Here is a 15,110-nt window from a genome sequence, read left to right on the forward strand (position 1 = left end):
TATAAGAGCCAGCCTGCGGCCCGGCCCGTCCCCCCAGACGGGCCCGTCCCCCCAGGCGGGCCCGCTGCCGCGGCTGGGCACGAGGGCGTGGTCGTCGGAGTGGGCGAGTCTCCGGCTGAGTGTGTGGGCGGCCGTGACGGCCGCGTCCAGCGTGCGCGATCCCTCGCGGGGGTTGCCGACCAGTGCGACGATGCTCATCCCGCCACCGCCGCCAGCCGTTCCCGCCCGGCGGGGGTGGCCGCGTAGCGTGAGCGCGGCCTGGCCAGGCCGTAGTTCTCGCGCAGCGTGCGCCCCTCGTACTCGTGTCTGAACAGCCCCCTGATCCGCAGTTCAGGCACCACGTGGTCGACGAAGTCCGACAGTCCCGAGGGCAGGATCGGCGGCATGATGTTGAATCCGTCCGCGGCTCCGTAGAGGAACCATTCCTGCAGTTCGTCGGCGATCTGCTCGGGCGTGCCCGCGACCACGCGGTGGCCGCGCCCGCCGGCCAGCCTGGCCAGCAGCCCCCTGACCGTCAGCGCCTCGCGCCTGGCCAGCTCCACGACGAGCCTGCGGCGGCTCTGCGCGCCCTCGGTCTCGACGGGGATGTCGGGCAGCGGCAGGTCCAGCGCGTCCTCGCCGAGCTCGATGCCGGTCAGGTGCGACAGCTGCGACAGCCCGTAGGCGGGGATGATGAGCTCTTCGAGCTCCTTCTCCAGCCGCAGCGCCTCGCGCTCGGTCGAGCCGATGACGGGCGAGATGCCCGGCAGCACCAGCAGTTCCGACGGCGCGCGGCCGTGCCTGGCCAGGCGGGACTTCAGGTCGGCGTAGAACTCCTGCCCGTCGCGCAGGGTCTGCTGGGCGGTGAAGACGGCCTCGGCGTGGCGGGCGGCGAACTCCTTGCCGTCCTCCGACGAGCCGGCCTGCACCAGCAGCGGATGCCCCTGCGGCGGGCGTGAGGTGTTCAGCGGGCCGTGCACGGCGAAGTGCTCGCCCGCGTGCTCGATCGGGTGGATCTTGCCGGTGTCGGCGTAGTTCCCGCCGGCCCGGTCGCCGAGCACGGCGTCGTCCTCCCAGCTGTCCCAGAGCTTGGTGACGACCTCCAGGAACTCGCCGGCCCTGGCGTAGCGGCGGGCGTGGGCGGGCCGTTCGACGCCGAAGTTGCGTGCCTCGGCCTCCCCTGCCGAGGTGACGATGTTCCAGCCGGCCCGCCCGCCGCTGATGTGGTCCAGCGAGGCGAACTTGCGCGCCACGTGGTACGGCTCGTTGTACGTGGTCGACACGGTGGCGATCAGCCCGACGTGGTCGGTGACCGCGGCCAGCGCGGAGAGCAGGGTGAGCGGTTCGAGCCCGCCCAGCGCGTTGTGCCGGACGTCGCCCTGCAGCGCCACCCCGTCGGCCAGGAAGACCGAGTCGAGCGTGCCGCGTTCGGCGATCCTGGCCAGCTCCTGGTAGTGGCGTACGTCGGTGAGCCTGGCCGGCTCGGTGCGCGGGTGCCGCCAGGCCGCCTCGTGGTGGCCGACGCCCATGAGGAAGGCGTTGAGCCTGAGCTTCCTCGTCGCGGGGTTTCTCGTCACGGGGTCCTCCAGGTGGAGAAGCGGCGCTCGACGCCGATCAGCAGCAGGTTGAACAGCAGGCCGAGCGCGGAGATCGTGATGATCCCGGCGTACATCTCGGGGATGCGGAAGCTGGACTGGGTGTCCAGGATGAGGTAGCCGAGCCCGGCCTTGGCCCCGACCATCTCGGCGAACAGCAGGACGAGGATCGAGTACGCGCCGGCCAGCCGGACGCCGGTGAAGACGGCGGGCACGGCGGCCGGCAGGATCACCTTCTGAAACAGCCGGACCGGGCCCAGGCCCATGCTCCTGGCGGACTTGATGAGCAGCGGCTCGACGGACTTCACGCCGCTGATCGTGTTGAGCAGGATCGGCCAGGAGCACGCGTACAGCACGAACGTGATCTTGGTCGGCTCGCCGATGCCCAGGATCAGCGTGAAGACCGGCAGCAGGGCCACCGCCGAGGTGTTGCGGAACAGTTCGAGCAGCGGCGTGAGGAGGTCGGCGACCGGCCGGTACCAGCCGATCAGCAGCCCGAGCGGGATGGCCAGCGCGACGGCCAGCCCGAACCCGGCCGCCGAGCGGCCCAGCGAGGCGCCCAGGTGCTCGGCCAGTTGCCCGCTGACCAGCAGGTCGGCCCAGGCGGCCAGGTCCTGCGAGAGCGGCGGCACGAACACCGGGTCGACCACGCCGAGCCTGGGCAGCGCCTCCCAGGCGGCCAGCAGCAGCACGATCGCCGCGGACTTGGTGACGGCCGAGCGGGCCAGCGCGCGGGCCCGCCGCCATCGCGGCACGGCGACCACGGACAGCCCGGCCCTCGGGCCGCCGTCGGGAGCGGCGTCGTCGTCGGGCAGGTCGTACCAGTGCACGTCGCCCGGCTCGCGCCGGTCCAGCGCGGTGTCAGTCATGCGAGATCGCCGCCTTCCGCTCCTGCGCCTGGGCCGCGGCGACCTCGTCGCGCAGCAGGGTCCACACGTGGTGGCGGTACTCGCCGAACCGCGGGCCCGCCCGCAGATCCCCCTCACGTGAGTCGAAGTCCACCGCCACCACCTCCTTGACGCGTCCTGGCCGCGAGGTCATCACCGCGACGCGCTGCCCCAGGTAGACGGCCTCGTCGATGCCGTGCGTGATGAACACGACGGTCTTGCCGGTCTTCTCCCACACGCGCAGCAGCTCCTCCTGCAGCGATTCGCGGGTCTGGGCGTCCAGCGCGGCGAACGGCTCGTCCATGAGCAGCACGTCGGGGTCGAAGGCGAGGCTGCGGGCGATGGCCACCCGCTGGCGCATGCCGCCGGACAGCTCGTGCGGGTAGCGCTGCTCGAACCCGCCGAGCCCGACCAGGTCGAGGTAGTGCCGCGCCCGTTCGGCGCGCTCCCGCCTGGGCACCGCCTTCGCCTCCAGGCCGAACTCCACGTTGGCCAGCGCGGTACGCCACGGGAACAGCGCGTACTGCTGGAAGACGATGCCCCGGTCGAGCCCCGGACCCTCGATCGGGGCGCCGCCGATGCGGATCTCGCCGGCGCTCGGCTCGGTCAGCCCGGCGATCAGGTCGAGGAGTGTGGACTTGCCGCAGCCGCTGGGGCCGACGAGCGTGAGGAACTCGCCCTCGCGGACGTCGAGGTCGATGCCGCTCAGCGCGGTGAAGGGCGCCGCCGCGTCCCGGACGTGGAACGTCTTGCTCACACCCCGGATGGAGATCTTGGCCAGGGCGGTGACGGAGGTGACGGCGGTCATGAGCCGCTCCCGTTCGCGTAGGGGTTGAACGCGTTGGTGTACAGGTCGGCGGCCTTGATCCGGCCGGGTTCGAGCTCGCCTTCGCGTTCCAGCCAGTCGATCCAGGTACCGAACTCCGGCTCGGCGATCACGCCGCCGCGACCGGCGATGCCGGTGCTCTGCCAGTAGCGGACGGTCTCGGCGCTCTCGTTGCGTCCGCGTTTGGCGATGATCCGCTCGAACGTGGCCACCACCTCGGCCCGCGGCCGGGTCTGCGCCCAGTGCACGGCCTTGGCGAACGCGGTCACGAACGTCCTGGTGGTGCCGGGGTTCCTGGCGATGAAGTCCTCGCGCAGCACGACCGTGCCCGCGGTGAACGGCCCGAACAGCTCCACGTCGGTGAACAAGGGCCGCAGCCCGCCACGTTCCAGCGCCTTGTCCTTGAGCACGCCCCCGAGGGTGCCGACGTCGAGCTGGCCCTGGCGCAGCGCCTGCTCGGTGTTGACCGGCGGGATGACGACGAGCTGGACCTGCCGGATCTCCTCCGGTGTCAGCCCGGCGCGCTTGAGGTACTCCTTGATGACGGCCTCGTGGTGCGCCCCGAGCGTGTTGACGCCGATCTTCTTGCCGATGAGGTCGCGTGCGGTTCTGATCGGGCTGTCCGCCGTGACGTAGTAGCCGTTGAAGTTGCGCCGGTCGGCGCCGTAGTAGCCGATCACGGCCTTGATCGGCGCGTTGGCGGCCTTGAGCTTGACGACGGCGCCGTTGAACGCGCCGCCGAAGTCGGTCTGCCCAGTGGCGGCCGACTGGATGTCCTGGGGTCCCGAGGTGGTGTTGCCGACCCACTTGAGCTTGACGTCGCCGAGGTAGCCGAGCTCCTCGGCCAGTTCGGGATAGGTGACGAGGCCGGCGTTGCCCTGGTAGCGCAGCTCCTTCACCTCGGTTCCCGCCGCGCCTCGGGCCGTGCCGCAGCCGGCCAGGAGGGTCGCCGTGAGGACGATGACTGCATGTCTGATGTTGATCACTGAAAGATCCCTCTGGAGAAGGAAAGAGGTCGTCAGGGGGCGGTGATCAACGACACTGGGCGCTGGCGACGTGGCCGAAGTCCACGTGCGGGCGCCTGGTCAGGTAAAGGCCCTGGCTCATGACCACGAACGTACGAGACCCGGAACCTGAAGTCAATATTCCCTACTGGTTTTCCATGAAATTCGGTGGCTCCAAGACTGGGTAGCTCCAAGACGATGAACGCCTGGATCCTGTCCTTCGAGGGCTTCGACCCGGCGGCGGAGGGGCTCCGCGAGGCCCTGTGCACGCTGGGCAACGGCCGCTTCGCCAGCCGCGGCGCGACGCCGGACGGCGATCCGCGCACGCCCGGCACCTACGCCGCCGGCGTCTACGACCGCCTGTCCTCGCCGGTGGCCGGGCGTACCGTGACGAACGAGGATCTGGTCAACCTGCCCGACTGGCTGCCGCTGACGTTCGCCACGCCGGGCGCGGACCGGTTCCGTCCCGAGCGGGCCGACCTTCTCGGCTACCGGCACGATCTGGACCTGCGCCACGGCGTGCTACACCGCGACCTGCGCTGGCGCGACGAGCACGGCAGGATCACCCGGGTACGCCAGCGCCGCCTGGTCTCGATGGCCGATCCGTGGCTGGCCGCGCTGGAGACCACGTTCACCGCCGAGAACTGGTCGGGCGAGCTCCGCGTGCGTGCCGAGCTGGACGGCCGGGTCGCCAACCGGGGCGTGTCCCGCTACCGCGACCTGCGCGGCGACCACCTCACCTGGCAGGAGACCGGCGTCCACGACGGCCTGGCCTGGCTGACCGCGACCACCCGGGCCTCGCGCGTCACCGCCGCGCTGGCCGTCCGCGTCGACCACCCGGCCTCGGACGTGCGCCGCACGCCGGACAGGATCGGCACCGGCCACGTGCTGGACCTGGGCGAGGGCGAGCCGGTGACGCTGACCAAGGTGGTGGCGCTGGTGACCTCACGCGACCACGCGATCGACGACCCGCGCTCGGCCGCGCTGCGCCGGCTGCGGCCGGTGCCGGGCTTCGACGGGCTGCTGGCCGCGCACGCGGCGGCCTGGGAGCGGCTGTGGCGGCAGGCGAGCCTGGACGTGGCCGCGCCGGAGCTGTCGCGGCTGGTCCGCCTGCACGTCTTCCACCTGCTGCAGACCCTCTCGCCGCACACCGCCGACCTCGACGTGGGCGTCCCGGCCAGGGGGCTGCACGGGGAGGCGTACCGGGGGCACGTGTTCTGGGACGAGCTGTTCGTGCTGCCCTGGCTGAACCTGCGCTTCCCCGACATCGCCCGCGGCCTGCTGCGTTACCGCTGGCGTCGCCTGCCCGAAGCCCGGGCCGCCGCCCGCGCGGCCGGGCACGACGGCGCGATGTTCCCCTGGCAGAGCGGCAGCGACGGCCGCGAGGAGACCCAGACCCTGCATCTCAACCCGGCCTCGGGCCGCTGGCTGCCCGACCATTCCCACCTGCAGCGGCACGTCGGCCTGGCCATCGCCTACAACATCAGGCACCACCACCTGGCCACCGGCGTGCTGCCGGCCTGGTGCGCCGAGCTGCTGACCGAGATCGCCCGCTTCTTCGCCTCCCTGGCCGAACGCGTCGGGGACCGCTACGAGATCCGCGGCGTCATGGGCCCCGACGAATACCACACCGCCTACCCCGGCGCCCGCTCCCCCGGCCTGGACAACAACGCCTACACCAACCTCATGACCGTCTGGCTGCTGCGCCACGCACTCGACCTCAGCCTCGCCCGTCCCGAGGAGGCCCGGCGGTGGGACGACATCACCCGCCGCATGCGCGTCGACTTCCACGACGGCGTGATCAGCCAGTTCACCGGCTACGCCGACCTGGCCGAACTCGACTGGGACCGCTACCGGGGCGTGCGCCGCCTGGACCGGGCGCTGGAGGCCGACGGCGACGACGTCAACCGCTACCGCGCCTCCAAACAGGCCGACACGCTCATGCTGTTCTACCTGCTCACCTCCGACGAACTGCGCGACCTGCTGCACCGGCTCGGCTACCCGGCCGAACCCGACCTCATCCCCCGCACGATCGCCTACTACCTGGACCGCACCAGCCACGGCTCCACCCTCAGCGCCGTCGTCCACGCCTGGGTGCTGGCCCGCTCCGACCGCGCCCAGTCCTGGCGCTTCTTCACCGAGGCCCTGCACAGCGACATCGAGGACGTCCAGCACGGCACCACCGCTGAAGGCATCCACCTCGGCGCGATGGGCGGCACCCTCGATCTCCTCCAGCGCTGCTACCTGGGACTGGAACTGCACCCGGGCGGGCTGCGGCTGAACCCGCTGCTGCCCGACCGGCTCGGCGTGCTCTCGATGCCCGTCCGCTTCCGCGGCAGGCGGCTGTTCATCGACGCCGACCACCGGCAGGCCCGCATCGACGGGACCGTCCAGCACGTCTTCACCCAGGGAGGACCGATCATGACAGGCACCGGCGACCTCGGACGCCGCCTCATCCACCACCGCGAGCGGCTGGGCCTGAGCCACGAGCAGGTGGCCGAGCGCGCGTGCACCTCGCCCGGCTACGTCCGCCACCTGGAGGAGCACGCGGAATCGCCGGGCAGCAGCGTGCTGTACCGGCTGGCGGACGCGCTGGAGACCACGGTGGACGACCTGCTCGGCGCGGGCGCGGACCGGCCGCCGGGGCGCGGGCCGGCGATGGCGCACCCGTCGCTGGAGACGCTCGATCCCGGGGAGTGCCTGCGGCTGATCGCGCCGGGCGGGATCGGGCGGGTGGCGTTCAACGGCTCGCACGGGCCGACCGTGCTGCCGGTCAACTACACGCTGCACGACGGCGCCGTCGTGTTCCGCACCGCCGCCGGCGGGCCGATGGACCAGGACCTGCGCAGCGGCGTCACCGGCGTGGAGATCAAGATCGCGTTCGAGGTCGACCGCATAGACGAGGCCAGGCGGGAGGGCTGGAGCGTGCTCGTCCAGGGGCCCGCGCACCATCTGACGCCCGGCGAGGCGCCCGGCTCCGACGTCACGCCGTGGGCGGGCGGCGAGCGCACCCTGCACATCCGCATCGTGCCCGACCGGATCACCGGCCGGCGCATCCACGGCCTGTGAGCGCGCTCAGCCGGTCAGCAGCGCGCGCACGCGTTCCCAGCAGCCGGGGTCGGCGGCGTCCAGCAGCCCGACCTTCGTGGTGGTCGGCAGGTACGTGACCCCGTCGAGATGCCCGGCCACGCCGCCGGCCTCGGTGAGCAGCAGCGTGCCCGGGGCGTGGTCCCAGGGCAGCAGCCGGTGGAACAACACGAAGTCGAGTTCCCCGTCGGCCAGGCGCGGATAGTCGGTGCCCGCGCACCGCGCGCCGGGGCCGAGCGCGGCGAACCCGGGCGCGGCGGCCTCGACCCTGGCCCGGTCGGCGGGGGTGAGGAAGCGGGTCAGCGCGGCGCCGCGCAGCTTGGTCGGGTCGTCGGGGGCGGGCTCGCGGCGCACCCTGACGCCGTCGCGCCACGCGCCGGACCCCCGTTCCGCCACGTAGGCGCGGTCCTCGCCGGGCTGGACGATCCACGCGGCCACGGTCTCGCCATCCCTGACCAGCGCGGCCATGACGGCGTAGTCGGGGCTGCCCGCGACGAAGTTGGCGGTGCCGTCGAGCGGGTCGACCAGCCACGCGGCCGGGGCCTCGGACAGCGCGCCGACCAGGCCAGGGTCGGCGGCGACCGCCTCCTCCCCCACCACCGGGACGTCGAGCAGGCCGCGCAGCCGCCGGGTGATCAGCTCCTCGGCCTCGCGGTCGACGACGGTGACCACCTCGCCCGGCGACTTCTCCGACACCTCGCCCGCCGTCAGATCGCGGAACCTGGGCAGCACCACCGTGTGCGCGGCCTCCCGCAGGATGTCGGTGACGTCGTCGATCCGCATGATCACCACCCTATCGTCCGGGTTCGAGAGGAGATCGGCCGCACGGGCTGTCGCGACCGCCGCCGGGGCTGGAGACTGGGGTCCCGCACGATGAGACGAAGGAGTTCAGCGATGATCAGACCGCGTAACCTCATCAACCTGGCCGCGGGCGCGGCGGCCGGGTACCTGCTCGCCGTCCGGCCGTGGCACCTGCGCTGGGGTGCCACCGACCGGGAGGTGCACGCCGAGATGGCCGGGGACGACCTCGTCCGCTACGCCCAGCTCCAGGCCACGCGCGCCATCGCGATCGCGGCGCCGCCGGCCGCGGTCTGGCCGTGGCTGCTGCACCTGGGCGGCTACAGCAGGACGGGATCCGGCGGCACGAGCGGCGCCGAGTCCTCGTCCGCTGACAGCACCGGCGCCGGGCCTCGTGACGTCAAGGTCGGTGAGACGCTGTCGGGCGAGGCCGGCGGGTTCGTGGTGGAGCGGGTCGAGGCGCCGCACGTCCTGGTGCTGGTCGCGCGCGACGCGGAGGCGACCACGAGCTGCTCGATCGCGCTGCACGCCGACGACGACGGCGGCACCCGGCTGGTCTACCGGCTGCGCACCCGGGCGGAGCCCGGCGTGCGCGGCACCGTGCACCTGGCGGCGACGGAGGTGGGCGACTTCCTGCTGACCCGCAGGCACCTGGTGACCGTCAAGGAGCGCGCCGAGGCGGCGGCCGCCGCCGGCTGACGGCTCACGGCTCACGACCACCAGTTGGCCACCGAGACCGTCGAGAAGCCGAGCGAGTCGTACAGCGGCTTGCCCGCCTTGGCCGCCGACAGCGTCACGGGCAGGTCGCCGAGGCGGGCCAGCACGCCGTGCATGAGCGCGCGCCCGACGCCGCGCGAGCGGTGCTCGAGCAGCGTGGTCACCCAGTACAGGCCGGACGCGGCGCCGTCGGCGACGGTCAGGCACGCGCCGAACGGCGTGCCGTCCTGGCCGGTCAGGTACAGTGCGACCTCCTCGCGCGCGAGCATGCTCGGCGGGAACACCTGGCGCGGCCGGTAGGGCTGGAAGGGTTCGAGCGGGAACCCGTGCACCACCACGTGCTCGGCGATCTCCAGGTCCCGCTCGCCGTCGACCCTGGTCACCTTCAGCGACGGCGGCGGGAGCTCGGCGCCGGACCGGCGGATCATGACGGGCAGCTGCCTGGCCGTCAGCCCGAGCGCGCCCAGGTCGAGCGCGGCGAAGGAGTCCTCGACCAGCAGCCGGTCGCCGGCCCGCCGCCGTACCAGCTCGTGCACCTCGGCCAGCTCCTCGCCGGACGGTTCCGCGCTCAGCATGAGCACGCGCAGCCCGGCGGGCTCCGGGGCGTTCACGGCGAGGTAGCCGGGACGCCTGATCAGCTCGTGCCCGCGGGTCTGGGCGAGCACGGTCCACATGGTGGCCGCGTTCCGCACGGCGAGCGTCAATCCGGCGACATCCTGAACAGCATCGTTCATCACGAACCGGATCATATGAGAACGTCCTGATCACCGGCACACTTCGCTCCCGGGCCAAGTTTCCCGTTCCTAGGGTCGGTCACATGAGCGACGACACCCCGAAGACGGACGACCGCGACCCGGCCGAGGTCGTGACCGCGATGATCGACCACGTCCTGCGCCTGGCCGCCACCTGGACCGCCTGGGACGGCCATCCCCGCCCCGTGGACGACCGCGTCTACACCCCGCACAAGTCGATCAGGCGGACCGCCGACCACCTGGTCGACCACCTGGCCGAGATCGAGTCCAGGCTGGCGGGCGTGGACCCGATCCCCGACCGCTGGCACGCCTCGCTCGTCACCACGGCCGCGGACCTGGCCCCGTTCACCGAGGAGGACCTGGACGAGGCCCGCAGCCGCCTGACCAGGCTGGGCCGGATCTGGACGGTCCGGCTGAACGCCCTCACCCCGGACCAGCTCGACCACTCGCCCGGTCACGGCTGGACGTTCCGCCAGATCGCCTTCCACCTGGCCGGTTCGACCTACTACGCGGACGCGCTGGGCGCCTTCTGAATTATCTCGTACACACATGTTCGGGTTAGATGTAGCATCTAACCCGAACATGCGTGTACGAGTTTTGGAGGAACCATGGGTCACCCCGTCACGGCCGCGCACGCGGCGCCGCCCGGCACCCCGCCGCCGCGCCGCTGGGCCGCGCTGGCGCTGCTGTCCGCCGCCCAGTTCATGCTCATCCTCGACGTCACCGTGGTGAACGTGGCCCTGCCCAGCATCGGCGCCGACCTCGGTCTCGGCCGGGAGTCGCTGACCTGGGTGGTGGCCGCCTACACGCTGTGCTTCGGCGGGCTGATGCTGCTCGGCGGCCGGCTGGCCGACCTGTTCGGCGCCCGGCGGGTGCTGATGGGCGGGCTCGCCGTGTTCACGCTGGCGTCCCTGGTCACCGGGCTCGCCCCGGACGGCGGCGTGCTCATCGCCGGACGGGTGGCGCAGGGCGTCGGTGCGGCGTTGCTGTCGCCGTCCGCGCTGGCCATCGTCACCACGACCTTCCACGGGGCTGAACGCACCAAGGCGCTGGGCGTGTGGGCGGCGCTGGGCGGCACCGGGTCGGCCACGGGCGTCCTGTTCGGCGGGCTGCTGACGGCCGGGCCCGGCTGGACGTGGGTGTTCTTCGTGAACGTCCCGGTGGGGGTGGCGGTGCTGGCCGCGATCCCGCTGACCGTCCCGCGCGGGCACGGCGGGGCCCAGTCGGGCAGTGGCAGTGGCAGCGGGGACGGCCGGCGGCGCGTCGACGTGCTCGGTGCGCTGCTGGTCACCACCGCCACCGGCGCGCTCATCTTCGGGCTGGTCGCGGCGGGCGAATCCGGCTGGGGCGGTACCGTCACGCTGCTGTCCCTGGGTGGCGCGATCGTGCTGTACGCCGGGTTCGCCGTGGCCGAGCGGATCGTCCGGGCGCCGCTGATGGACGTACGCATGCTGGGGCGCAGGCCGGTCGCGGCCGGGGCGTTCCTGATGCTGGTCGCCACCGCGTTGCTGATCGCGTTCTTCTTCCTCGGCTCGATGCTCCTGCAGGGCCCGGGCGGGCTCAGCGCGCTGGAGACGGGACTGATGTTCCTGCCCGTCGCGATCGCCACCGGGGTGGGCGCGCACCTGGGCGGCCGGTTGGTGGGCAAGGCCGGCGCCCGGCCGGTCGCCGCCATCGGGCTCGGCCTGGCCGCTGCCGGGTCGTGGCTGCTGCCGCTGGGCGGGTTGTCCACCTGGTACGTACTGGCCGGGTTCGTGGTGGCGGCCTTCGGGCTGGGCGGCGTGTTCGTCGCGGCCACCACGACCGCGCTCGGCTTCGTCGCCCACTCCGAGGCCGGGCTCGCCTCGGGCGTGGTCAACACCTTCCACGAGGTCGGCGGCTCCGTCGGCGTCGCGGTCGTCTCCACCGTGGCCGCCGCCGGCATCGAGGCGGGCACCGGCGCCGGGTTCGGGACCGCGTTCACGGTGGCGGCGGTCGCGGCGGCGGTCAGCGCGCTGCTGTCCCTGGCCCTGATCCCACCCGGCCGCCCACACCTGACGGCCGGCCCCCACGTGCACTGACCACCATGCGCCGGGCTGTGCGGTGCGCGGGTGCGGGTCCTTCGGGTGACGGCTCCTGCAACGCACACCCGCCGAGCACCCCCACATCCCAGAGGTGTCACACCACGCGAGGCGGCGCACCTCCCGGAAGGGTGGCCGTGGGGTGGCTGGTCGGGAGGCGGGTCATGGGCCAGGCTGGCGGTAGGTCGAGGACGGGAGGGATGTCGTGCTTGTGTGGGAGTGTCGCCTTTGCGGGTCCACGGACGTGGCCGTAACCCGGGCGCCCTGGCTCATGGCCGCCCGCCGCTGGCTCACCCACGGCGGCCGGTGGCGGTACGAGCGGGGAGCCTGCCGCGACTGCGGCCGGCCGGTCAGCCCCGGCCTGATGTACCCGCAGCCGCGACCCGTCGCCCGCCGGCGGGCGCCGGTGCTCGTCGTGGCCGGGGTGGTGAACGTGCTGCTCCGGCGGCGCAGGTTCAGTCCGTCGCCGGTCACCTACCTCGTGCCCGCCCTGGTCGCCACGCTCGCCGGGATCGCCGCGCAGGTGTTGTGGGGGCTGCCGTGGTGGCCGTTCCCGCTCGTCACGGTGGCCGGGCTGTGGCTGGTCCTCCTGGCCGGTGCGGTCCGGTCGCCGCTGGCGTTCCGGTCGTTGCGCGACGAGCTGCTCGACGTGATCGTCCAGGATGACGAGCGGCGCCGACGCCGGCATCGGGTGGAGATGGACCGCGCGCTCCGCGCCGCGCCCTTCCCCCTGTACGGCCTGCCCGCCTCCTGGCCCGGCCCCCGCCACCTGGGCGGATGGTCGCAGGGCCGGAGCCTCGGCGCGCCTGGCACGGCCGAGTACCAGCTCGGCCACGGCGACCCGCGCGACGAGAGCGGACCCCTGCTGACCGTCGGTGTGGGCAACCAGCGCCACCCGGACGAGGCGCGGCGGCTGGTGGAGCGCATGTGGACGGACGCCATGCCGAAACGCGACGCCGGCCCCCGGCCCTGGGCCGTGCTCCTGTCCCAGCCGGACCCGCCGTGGACGCGGGTCACGATCCCGGTCGACGGCGAGCCGCTGGCGTTCGACCACACGGCGGCGGGCGATCACTGGGTGGCCAGGTCCGAGCTGCCCGGGTACACGATCACGCTGCGGGGGCGCGGGCACCCGGTCGAGACGGTGGAGCTGCGCCGCGTCCTGGATCCCGCGCCGTACCTGGCCGATCCGTGAGTGTGATCGCGATCGTCAGGCGTCCAGGCGGGACGCCCGGTCGTTCAGGTAGCGCTGCTGGGGCAGGCTCATCGTGCGTCCGGCCGCCTCCAGGTAGCAGGCGCGGGCGGCGGCCGGGTCGCCGGCCATCTCCAGCAGGTGCGCGCGGACGGCGGGCAGCCGGTGGTCGCCGGCGATCCTGTCGTCGGCGGCCAGGTCGTCGAGGAGGGCGAGCCCGGCCCGCGGGCCGCGGGCCATGGACAGCGCGACCGCGTGGTTCAGCCGCACCACGGGGTTGTCCGACAGGCTGATCAGCAGCTCGTACAGCGCGGTGATCTGCGGCCAGTCGGTCTCCTCGGCGCTCGGCGCCTCGTCGTGTATCGCCGCGATCGCGGCCTGGAGCTGGTAGGGACCGGCCTGGCCGCGCGGCAGGACGGCGCTGATGAGCGCGACTCCCTCGGCGATCTGCTCGGCGTTCCATCGGCCGCGGTCCTGCTCGGCCATCGGGACGAGTGAGCCGTCCGGGCCGGTGCGTGCCGGGCGGCGGGCGTCGGTGAGCAGCATGAGCGCCAGCAGCCCGGCCACCTCGCCGTCGTCGGGCAGCAGCCGGTACACCAGCCCGGTCAGCCTGATCGCCTCGCCGGACAGCTCGCTGCGCTGCAGGTCGGGGCCGGAGGTGGAGGCGTACCCCTCGTTGAAGATCAGATACAGGACGTGCAGGACCGCGGCGAGCCTGGCGGCCCGCTCGGCGGGCGGCGGCGGGGCGAAATCGGCGCCGCTGTCCTTGACGCGCTGCTTGGCGCGGGTGATGCGGCGGGTCATCGTGGCTTCCGGCACCAGGAAGGCGCGGGCGATCTCGGCGGTGGTGAGCCCGCCGACCGCGCGCAGCGTGAGCGCGATCTGCGAGGCTGCGGACAGCGCCGGGTGGCAGCACATGAACAGCAGGATCAGCGTGTCGTCGGCGCCGGACGCCGCGCTGTCCGGCCACTGCCCGGCCGGTCGCCACCCGGCCACGACGTCTTCGCGCCTGCGCCTGGCCTGCTCGCCGCGCAGCAGGTCGGTGAGGCGGCGCGCGGCGACGGTGATCAGCCAGGCGCGCGGGTCGTCGGGGACGCCGTCGCCCGGCCAGCGCAGCGCGGCGGCCAGCAGGGCCTCCTGGACCGCGTCCTCGGCCGTGTCGAAGTGCCCGAACCGCCGCACCACCGCGCCGAGCACCTGCGGCGCGAGCCGCCGCAGCAGGCTTTCGAGCTCGGCGTCTACCATCATCACGCTCCTGGCACGTGCTTTGACGATCTCTACGGACCTGGGATTCCAGTGCGGCGGACGGTTCTCAAACCGGTGGAACCAGGGTGAAATAGCGGTCGAGCAGGTCGCGTTCGCCCGTGACGTCCAGACGGTCGGCCGGGACGCGCCCCCACAGGAACAACATCAGGTCCGAGGCCGGGCCGGCCACTTCGACGTCGCCCGGGCCGGTGGTGAGGCTGACCTCGTCGCCGTCGAAGCGGACCGTCCAGGCGCCGGGGCCGTCCTTCTCGCGCCACCAGTATCGTTCGCCCGCGCCTGGCGGGGCCTGCCGCCAGGCGCGCCTGGCCGGGGCCATCACCTCGAACGTCTGCCCGATGGCGTCCCTGGCCAGCGCGGGCTCGATCGGGGCCGCGGCGCCGAACGCGTGCTCGGCGTCCCAGCGGTGCACGGCCGCCTCGATCGTCTGCATGCGCAGCCAGAAGCCGACGTTCTGCTCCCGCGACCACGTCCACGCCGGGTCGCCCGGGTCGTGCGCGGCGAACAGCGACTCCAGTTCGGCCGCGCCCTGGGCGAACCAGTCGGCGAACCCGGCGGGCACCGGCCCGAGGTTGGGCGCGTGTTCCGGGGCCGGCCAGCCGTCGAGGTCGTCGGGCAGGCCCAGGAAGCCGGGGTCGGCGGACGGGTCGGGCCACGTGGCACGGCCGCCGGCGATCACGGCGGCCACGCCCCGGTGCACGCCGCCCAGGTGCGCGGCCAGGTCGGCCACCGACCAGCCCGGACACGTCGGCACCGGCGGCGCCGCGCCTTCCGCCACCGCCCGGCGCAGCGCCGACTCGAACGCGGTGACCTCCTGGTGGAACGCCGCTACGAAGTCCATGCCGCCACTCTTCCCCACCCGGCGCGGCCCCGCACCCGGATATCGCCGCCGCTCGCCCCACCCGGCGAGGCGGGGCGGTCGGCGGTGGTGGCGCGGGTGGGGCGTCGTAGGG

General features: G+C 73.3%; 14 protein-coding genes. 5 read left to right on the plus strand and 9 right to left on the minus strand.

The window, feature by feature from the left end; genetic code table 11:
- The 5 genes from HII36_RS46510 to HII36_RS46530 all read right to left on the minus strand — a co-directional run.
- The coding region (locus HII36_RS46510) for a hypothetical protein (protein ID WP_407940876.1) at positions 1–198 on the minus strand (198 nt) is incomplete at its 3' end.
- Complete coding sequence (locus HII36_RS46515; RefSeq protein WP_328808204.1) at positions 195–1,556, minus strand: LLM class flavin-dependent oxidoreductase; 1,362 nt, start codon at positions 1,554–1,556, stop codon at positions 195–197. The genes HII36_RS46515 and HII36_RS46510, both read right to left, overlap by 4 nt.
- Positions 1,553–2,443, minus strand: a complete 891-nt coding sequence (locus tag HII36_RS46520) for an ABC transporter permease (protein WP_173529781.1) — start codon at positions 2,441–2,443, stop codon at positions 1,553–1,555. The genes HII36_RS46515 and HII36_RS46520 overlap by 4 nt, the downstream gene beginning before the upstream one ends.
- Positions 2,436–3,269, minus strand: a complete 834-nt coding sequence (locus HII36_RS46525) for an ABC transporter ATP-binding protein (RefSeq protein WP_173529782.1) — start codon at positions 3,267–3,269, stop codon at positions 2,436–2,438. The genes HII36_RS46520 and HII36_RS46525 overlap by 8 nt, the downstream gene beginning before the upstream one ends.
- Positions 3,266–4,273 carry an ABC transporter substrate-binding protein gene (locus HII36_RS46530; protein ID WP_173529783.1) on the minus strand — a complete coding sequence of 336 codons (1,008 nt, stop codon included), beginning with the start codon at positions 4,271–4,273 and terminating at the stop codon, positions 3,266–3,268. The genes HII36_RS46525 and HII36_RS46530 overlap by 4 nt, the downstream gene beginning before the upstream one ends.
- A 216-nt stretch (positions 4,274–4,489) precedes the next feature.
- Between HII36_RS46530 and HII36_RS46535 the strand changes: the two genes are divergently transcribed.
- Positions 4,490–7,360 carry a pyridoxamine 5'-phosphate oxidase family protein gene (locus HII36_RS46535; protein WP_328808205.1) on the plus strand — a complete coding sequence of 957 codons (2,871 nt, stop codon included), beginning with the start codon at positions 4,490–4,492 and terminating at the stop codon, positions 7,358–7,360.
- A gap of 6 nt (positions 7,361–7,366) precedes the next feature.
- Here HII36_RS46535 and HII36_RS46545 read toward each other — a convergent pair whose 3' ends face one another.
- Positions 7,367–8,161, minus strand: coding sequence for an inositol monophosphatase family protein (locus HII36_RS46545; protein ID WP_217370812.1), 795 nt, complete (start codon positions 8,159–8,161; stop codon positions 7,367–7,369).
- Between the two features lie 111 nt (positions 8,162–8,272).
- Here HII36_RS46545 and HII36_RS46550 point away from each other — a divergent pair, with 111 nt between their 5' ends.
- On the plus strand, positions 8,273–8,875 hold the full coding sequence (locus tag HII36_RS46550) for a hypothetical protein (protein ID WP_173529785.1): 603 nt from the start codon (positions 8,273–8,275) through the stop codon (positions 8,873–8,875).
- A gap of 11 nt (positions 8,876–8,886) precedes the next feature.
- Here HII36_RS46550 and HII36_RS46555 read toward each other — a convergent pair whose 3' ends face one another.
- Complete coding sequence (locus tag HII36_RS46555) at positions 8,887–9,627, minus strand: GNAT family N-acetyltransferase (protein WP_173529786.1); 741 nt, start codon at positions 9,625–9,627, stop codon at positions 8,887–8,889.
- An 83-nt stretch (positions 9,628–9,710) separates the two neighbouring features.
- Here HII36_RS46555 and HII36_RS46560 point away from each other — a divergent pair, with 83 nt between their 5' ends.
- The 3 genes from HII36_RS46560 (at position 9,711) to HII36_RS46570 (ending at position 12,897) form a co-directional block, all read left to right on the plus strand.
- Positions 9,711–10,178, plus strand: a complete 468-nt coding sequence (locus HII36_RS46560) for a hypothetical protein (RefSeq protein ID WP_173529787.1) — start codon at positions 9,711–9,713, stop codon at positions 10,176–10,178.
- A 75-nt stretch (positions 10,179–10,253) separates the two neighbouring features.
- A complete protein-coding gene (locus tag HII36_RS46565; protein ID WP_173529788.1) occupies positions 10,254–11,705 on the plus strand; it encodes an MFS transporter in 1,452 nt (483 codons plus the stop codon).
- 244 nt (positions 11,706–11,949) lie between these two features.
- Positions 11,950–12,897 carry a hypothetical protein gene (locus HII36_RS46570; protein ID WP_173529789.1) on the plus strand — a complete coding sequence of 316 codons (948 nt, stop codon included), beginning with the start codon at positions 11,950–11,952 and terminating at the stop codon, positions 12,895–12,897.
- A 15-nt stretch (positions 12,898–12,912) separates the two neighbouring features.
- On the opposite strand, the gene HII36_RS46575 is transcribed toward HII36_RS46570, so the two are convergent.
- Complete coding sequence (locus tag HII36_RS46575; protein WP_173529793.1) at positions 12,913–14,139, minus strand: RNA polymerase sigma factor; 1,227 nt, start codon at positions 14,137–14,139, stop codon at positions 12,913–12,915.
- A gap of 67 nt (positions 14,140–14,206) precedes the next feature.
- Entirely contained in the window at positions 14,207–14,998 is a 792-nt protein-coding gene (locus tag HII36_RS46580; RefSeq protein ID WP_173529790.1) for a maleylpyruvate isomerase family mycothiol-dependent enzyme, read from the minus strand.
- Positions 14,999–15,110: the final 112 nt, after the last annotated feature.

Source organism: Nonomuraea antri, assembly GCF_013283785.1.
Taxonomy (GTDB): domain Bacteria; phylum Actinomycetota; class Actinomycetes; order Streptosporangiales; family Streptosporangiaceae; genus Nonomuraea; species Nonomuraea antri.

Excerpts from the sequence above, each read along its gene's own strand:
- HII36_RS46550 (WP_173529785.1), top strand. The coding sequence starts at position 8,273 with ATGATCAGACCGCGTAACCTCATCAACCTGGCCGCGGGCGCGGCGGCC.
- HII36_RS46545 (WP_217370812.1), bottom strand. The coding sequence starts at position 8,161 with ATGCGGATCGACGACGTCACCGACATCCTGCGGGAGGCCGCGCACACG.
- HII36_RS46580 (WP_173529790.1), bottom strand. The coding sequence starts at position 14,998 with ATGGACTTCGTAGCGGCGTTCCACCAGGAGGTCACCGCGTTCGAGTCG.
- HII36_RS46575 (WP_173529793.1), bottom strand. The coding sequence starts at position 14,139 with ATGGTAGACGCCGAGCTCGAAAGCCTGCTGCGGCGGCTCGCGCCGCAG.
- HII36_RS46560 (WP_173529787.1), top strand. The coding sequence starts at position 9,711 with ATGAGCGACGACACCCCGAAGACGGACGACCGCGACCCGGCCGAGGTC.
- HII36_RS46520 (WP_173529781.1), bottom strand. The coding sequence starts at position 2,443 with ATGACTGACACCGCGCTGGACCGGCGCGAGCCGGGCGACGTGCACTGG.
- HII36_RS46525 (WP_173529782.1), bottom strand. The coding sequence starts at position 3,269 with ATGACCGCCGTCACCTCCGTCACCGCCCTGGCCAAGATCTCCATCCGG.
- HII36_RS46565 (WP_173529788.1), top strand. The coding sequence starts at position 10,254 with ATGGGTCACCCCGTCACGGCCGCGCACGCGGCGCCGCCCGGCACCCCG.
- HII36_RS46555 (WP_173529786.1), bottom strand. The coding sequence starts at position 9,627 with ATGAACGATGCTGTTCAGGATGTCGCCGGATTGACGCTCGCCGTGCGG.
- HII36_RS46535 (WP_328808205.1), top strand. The coding sequence starts at position 4,490 with ATGAACGCCTGGATCCTGTCCTTCGAGGGCTTCGACCCGGCGGCGGAG.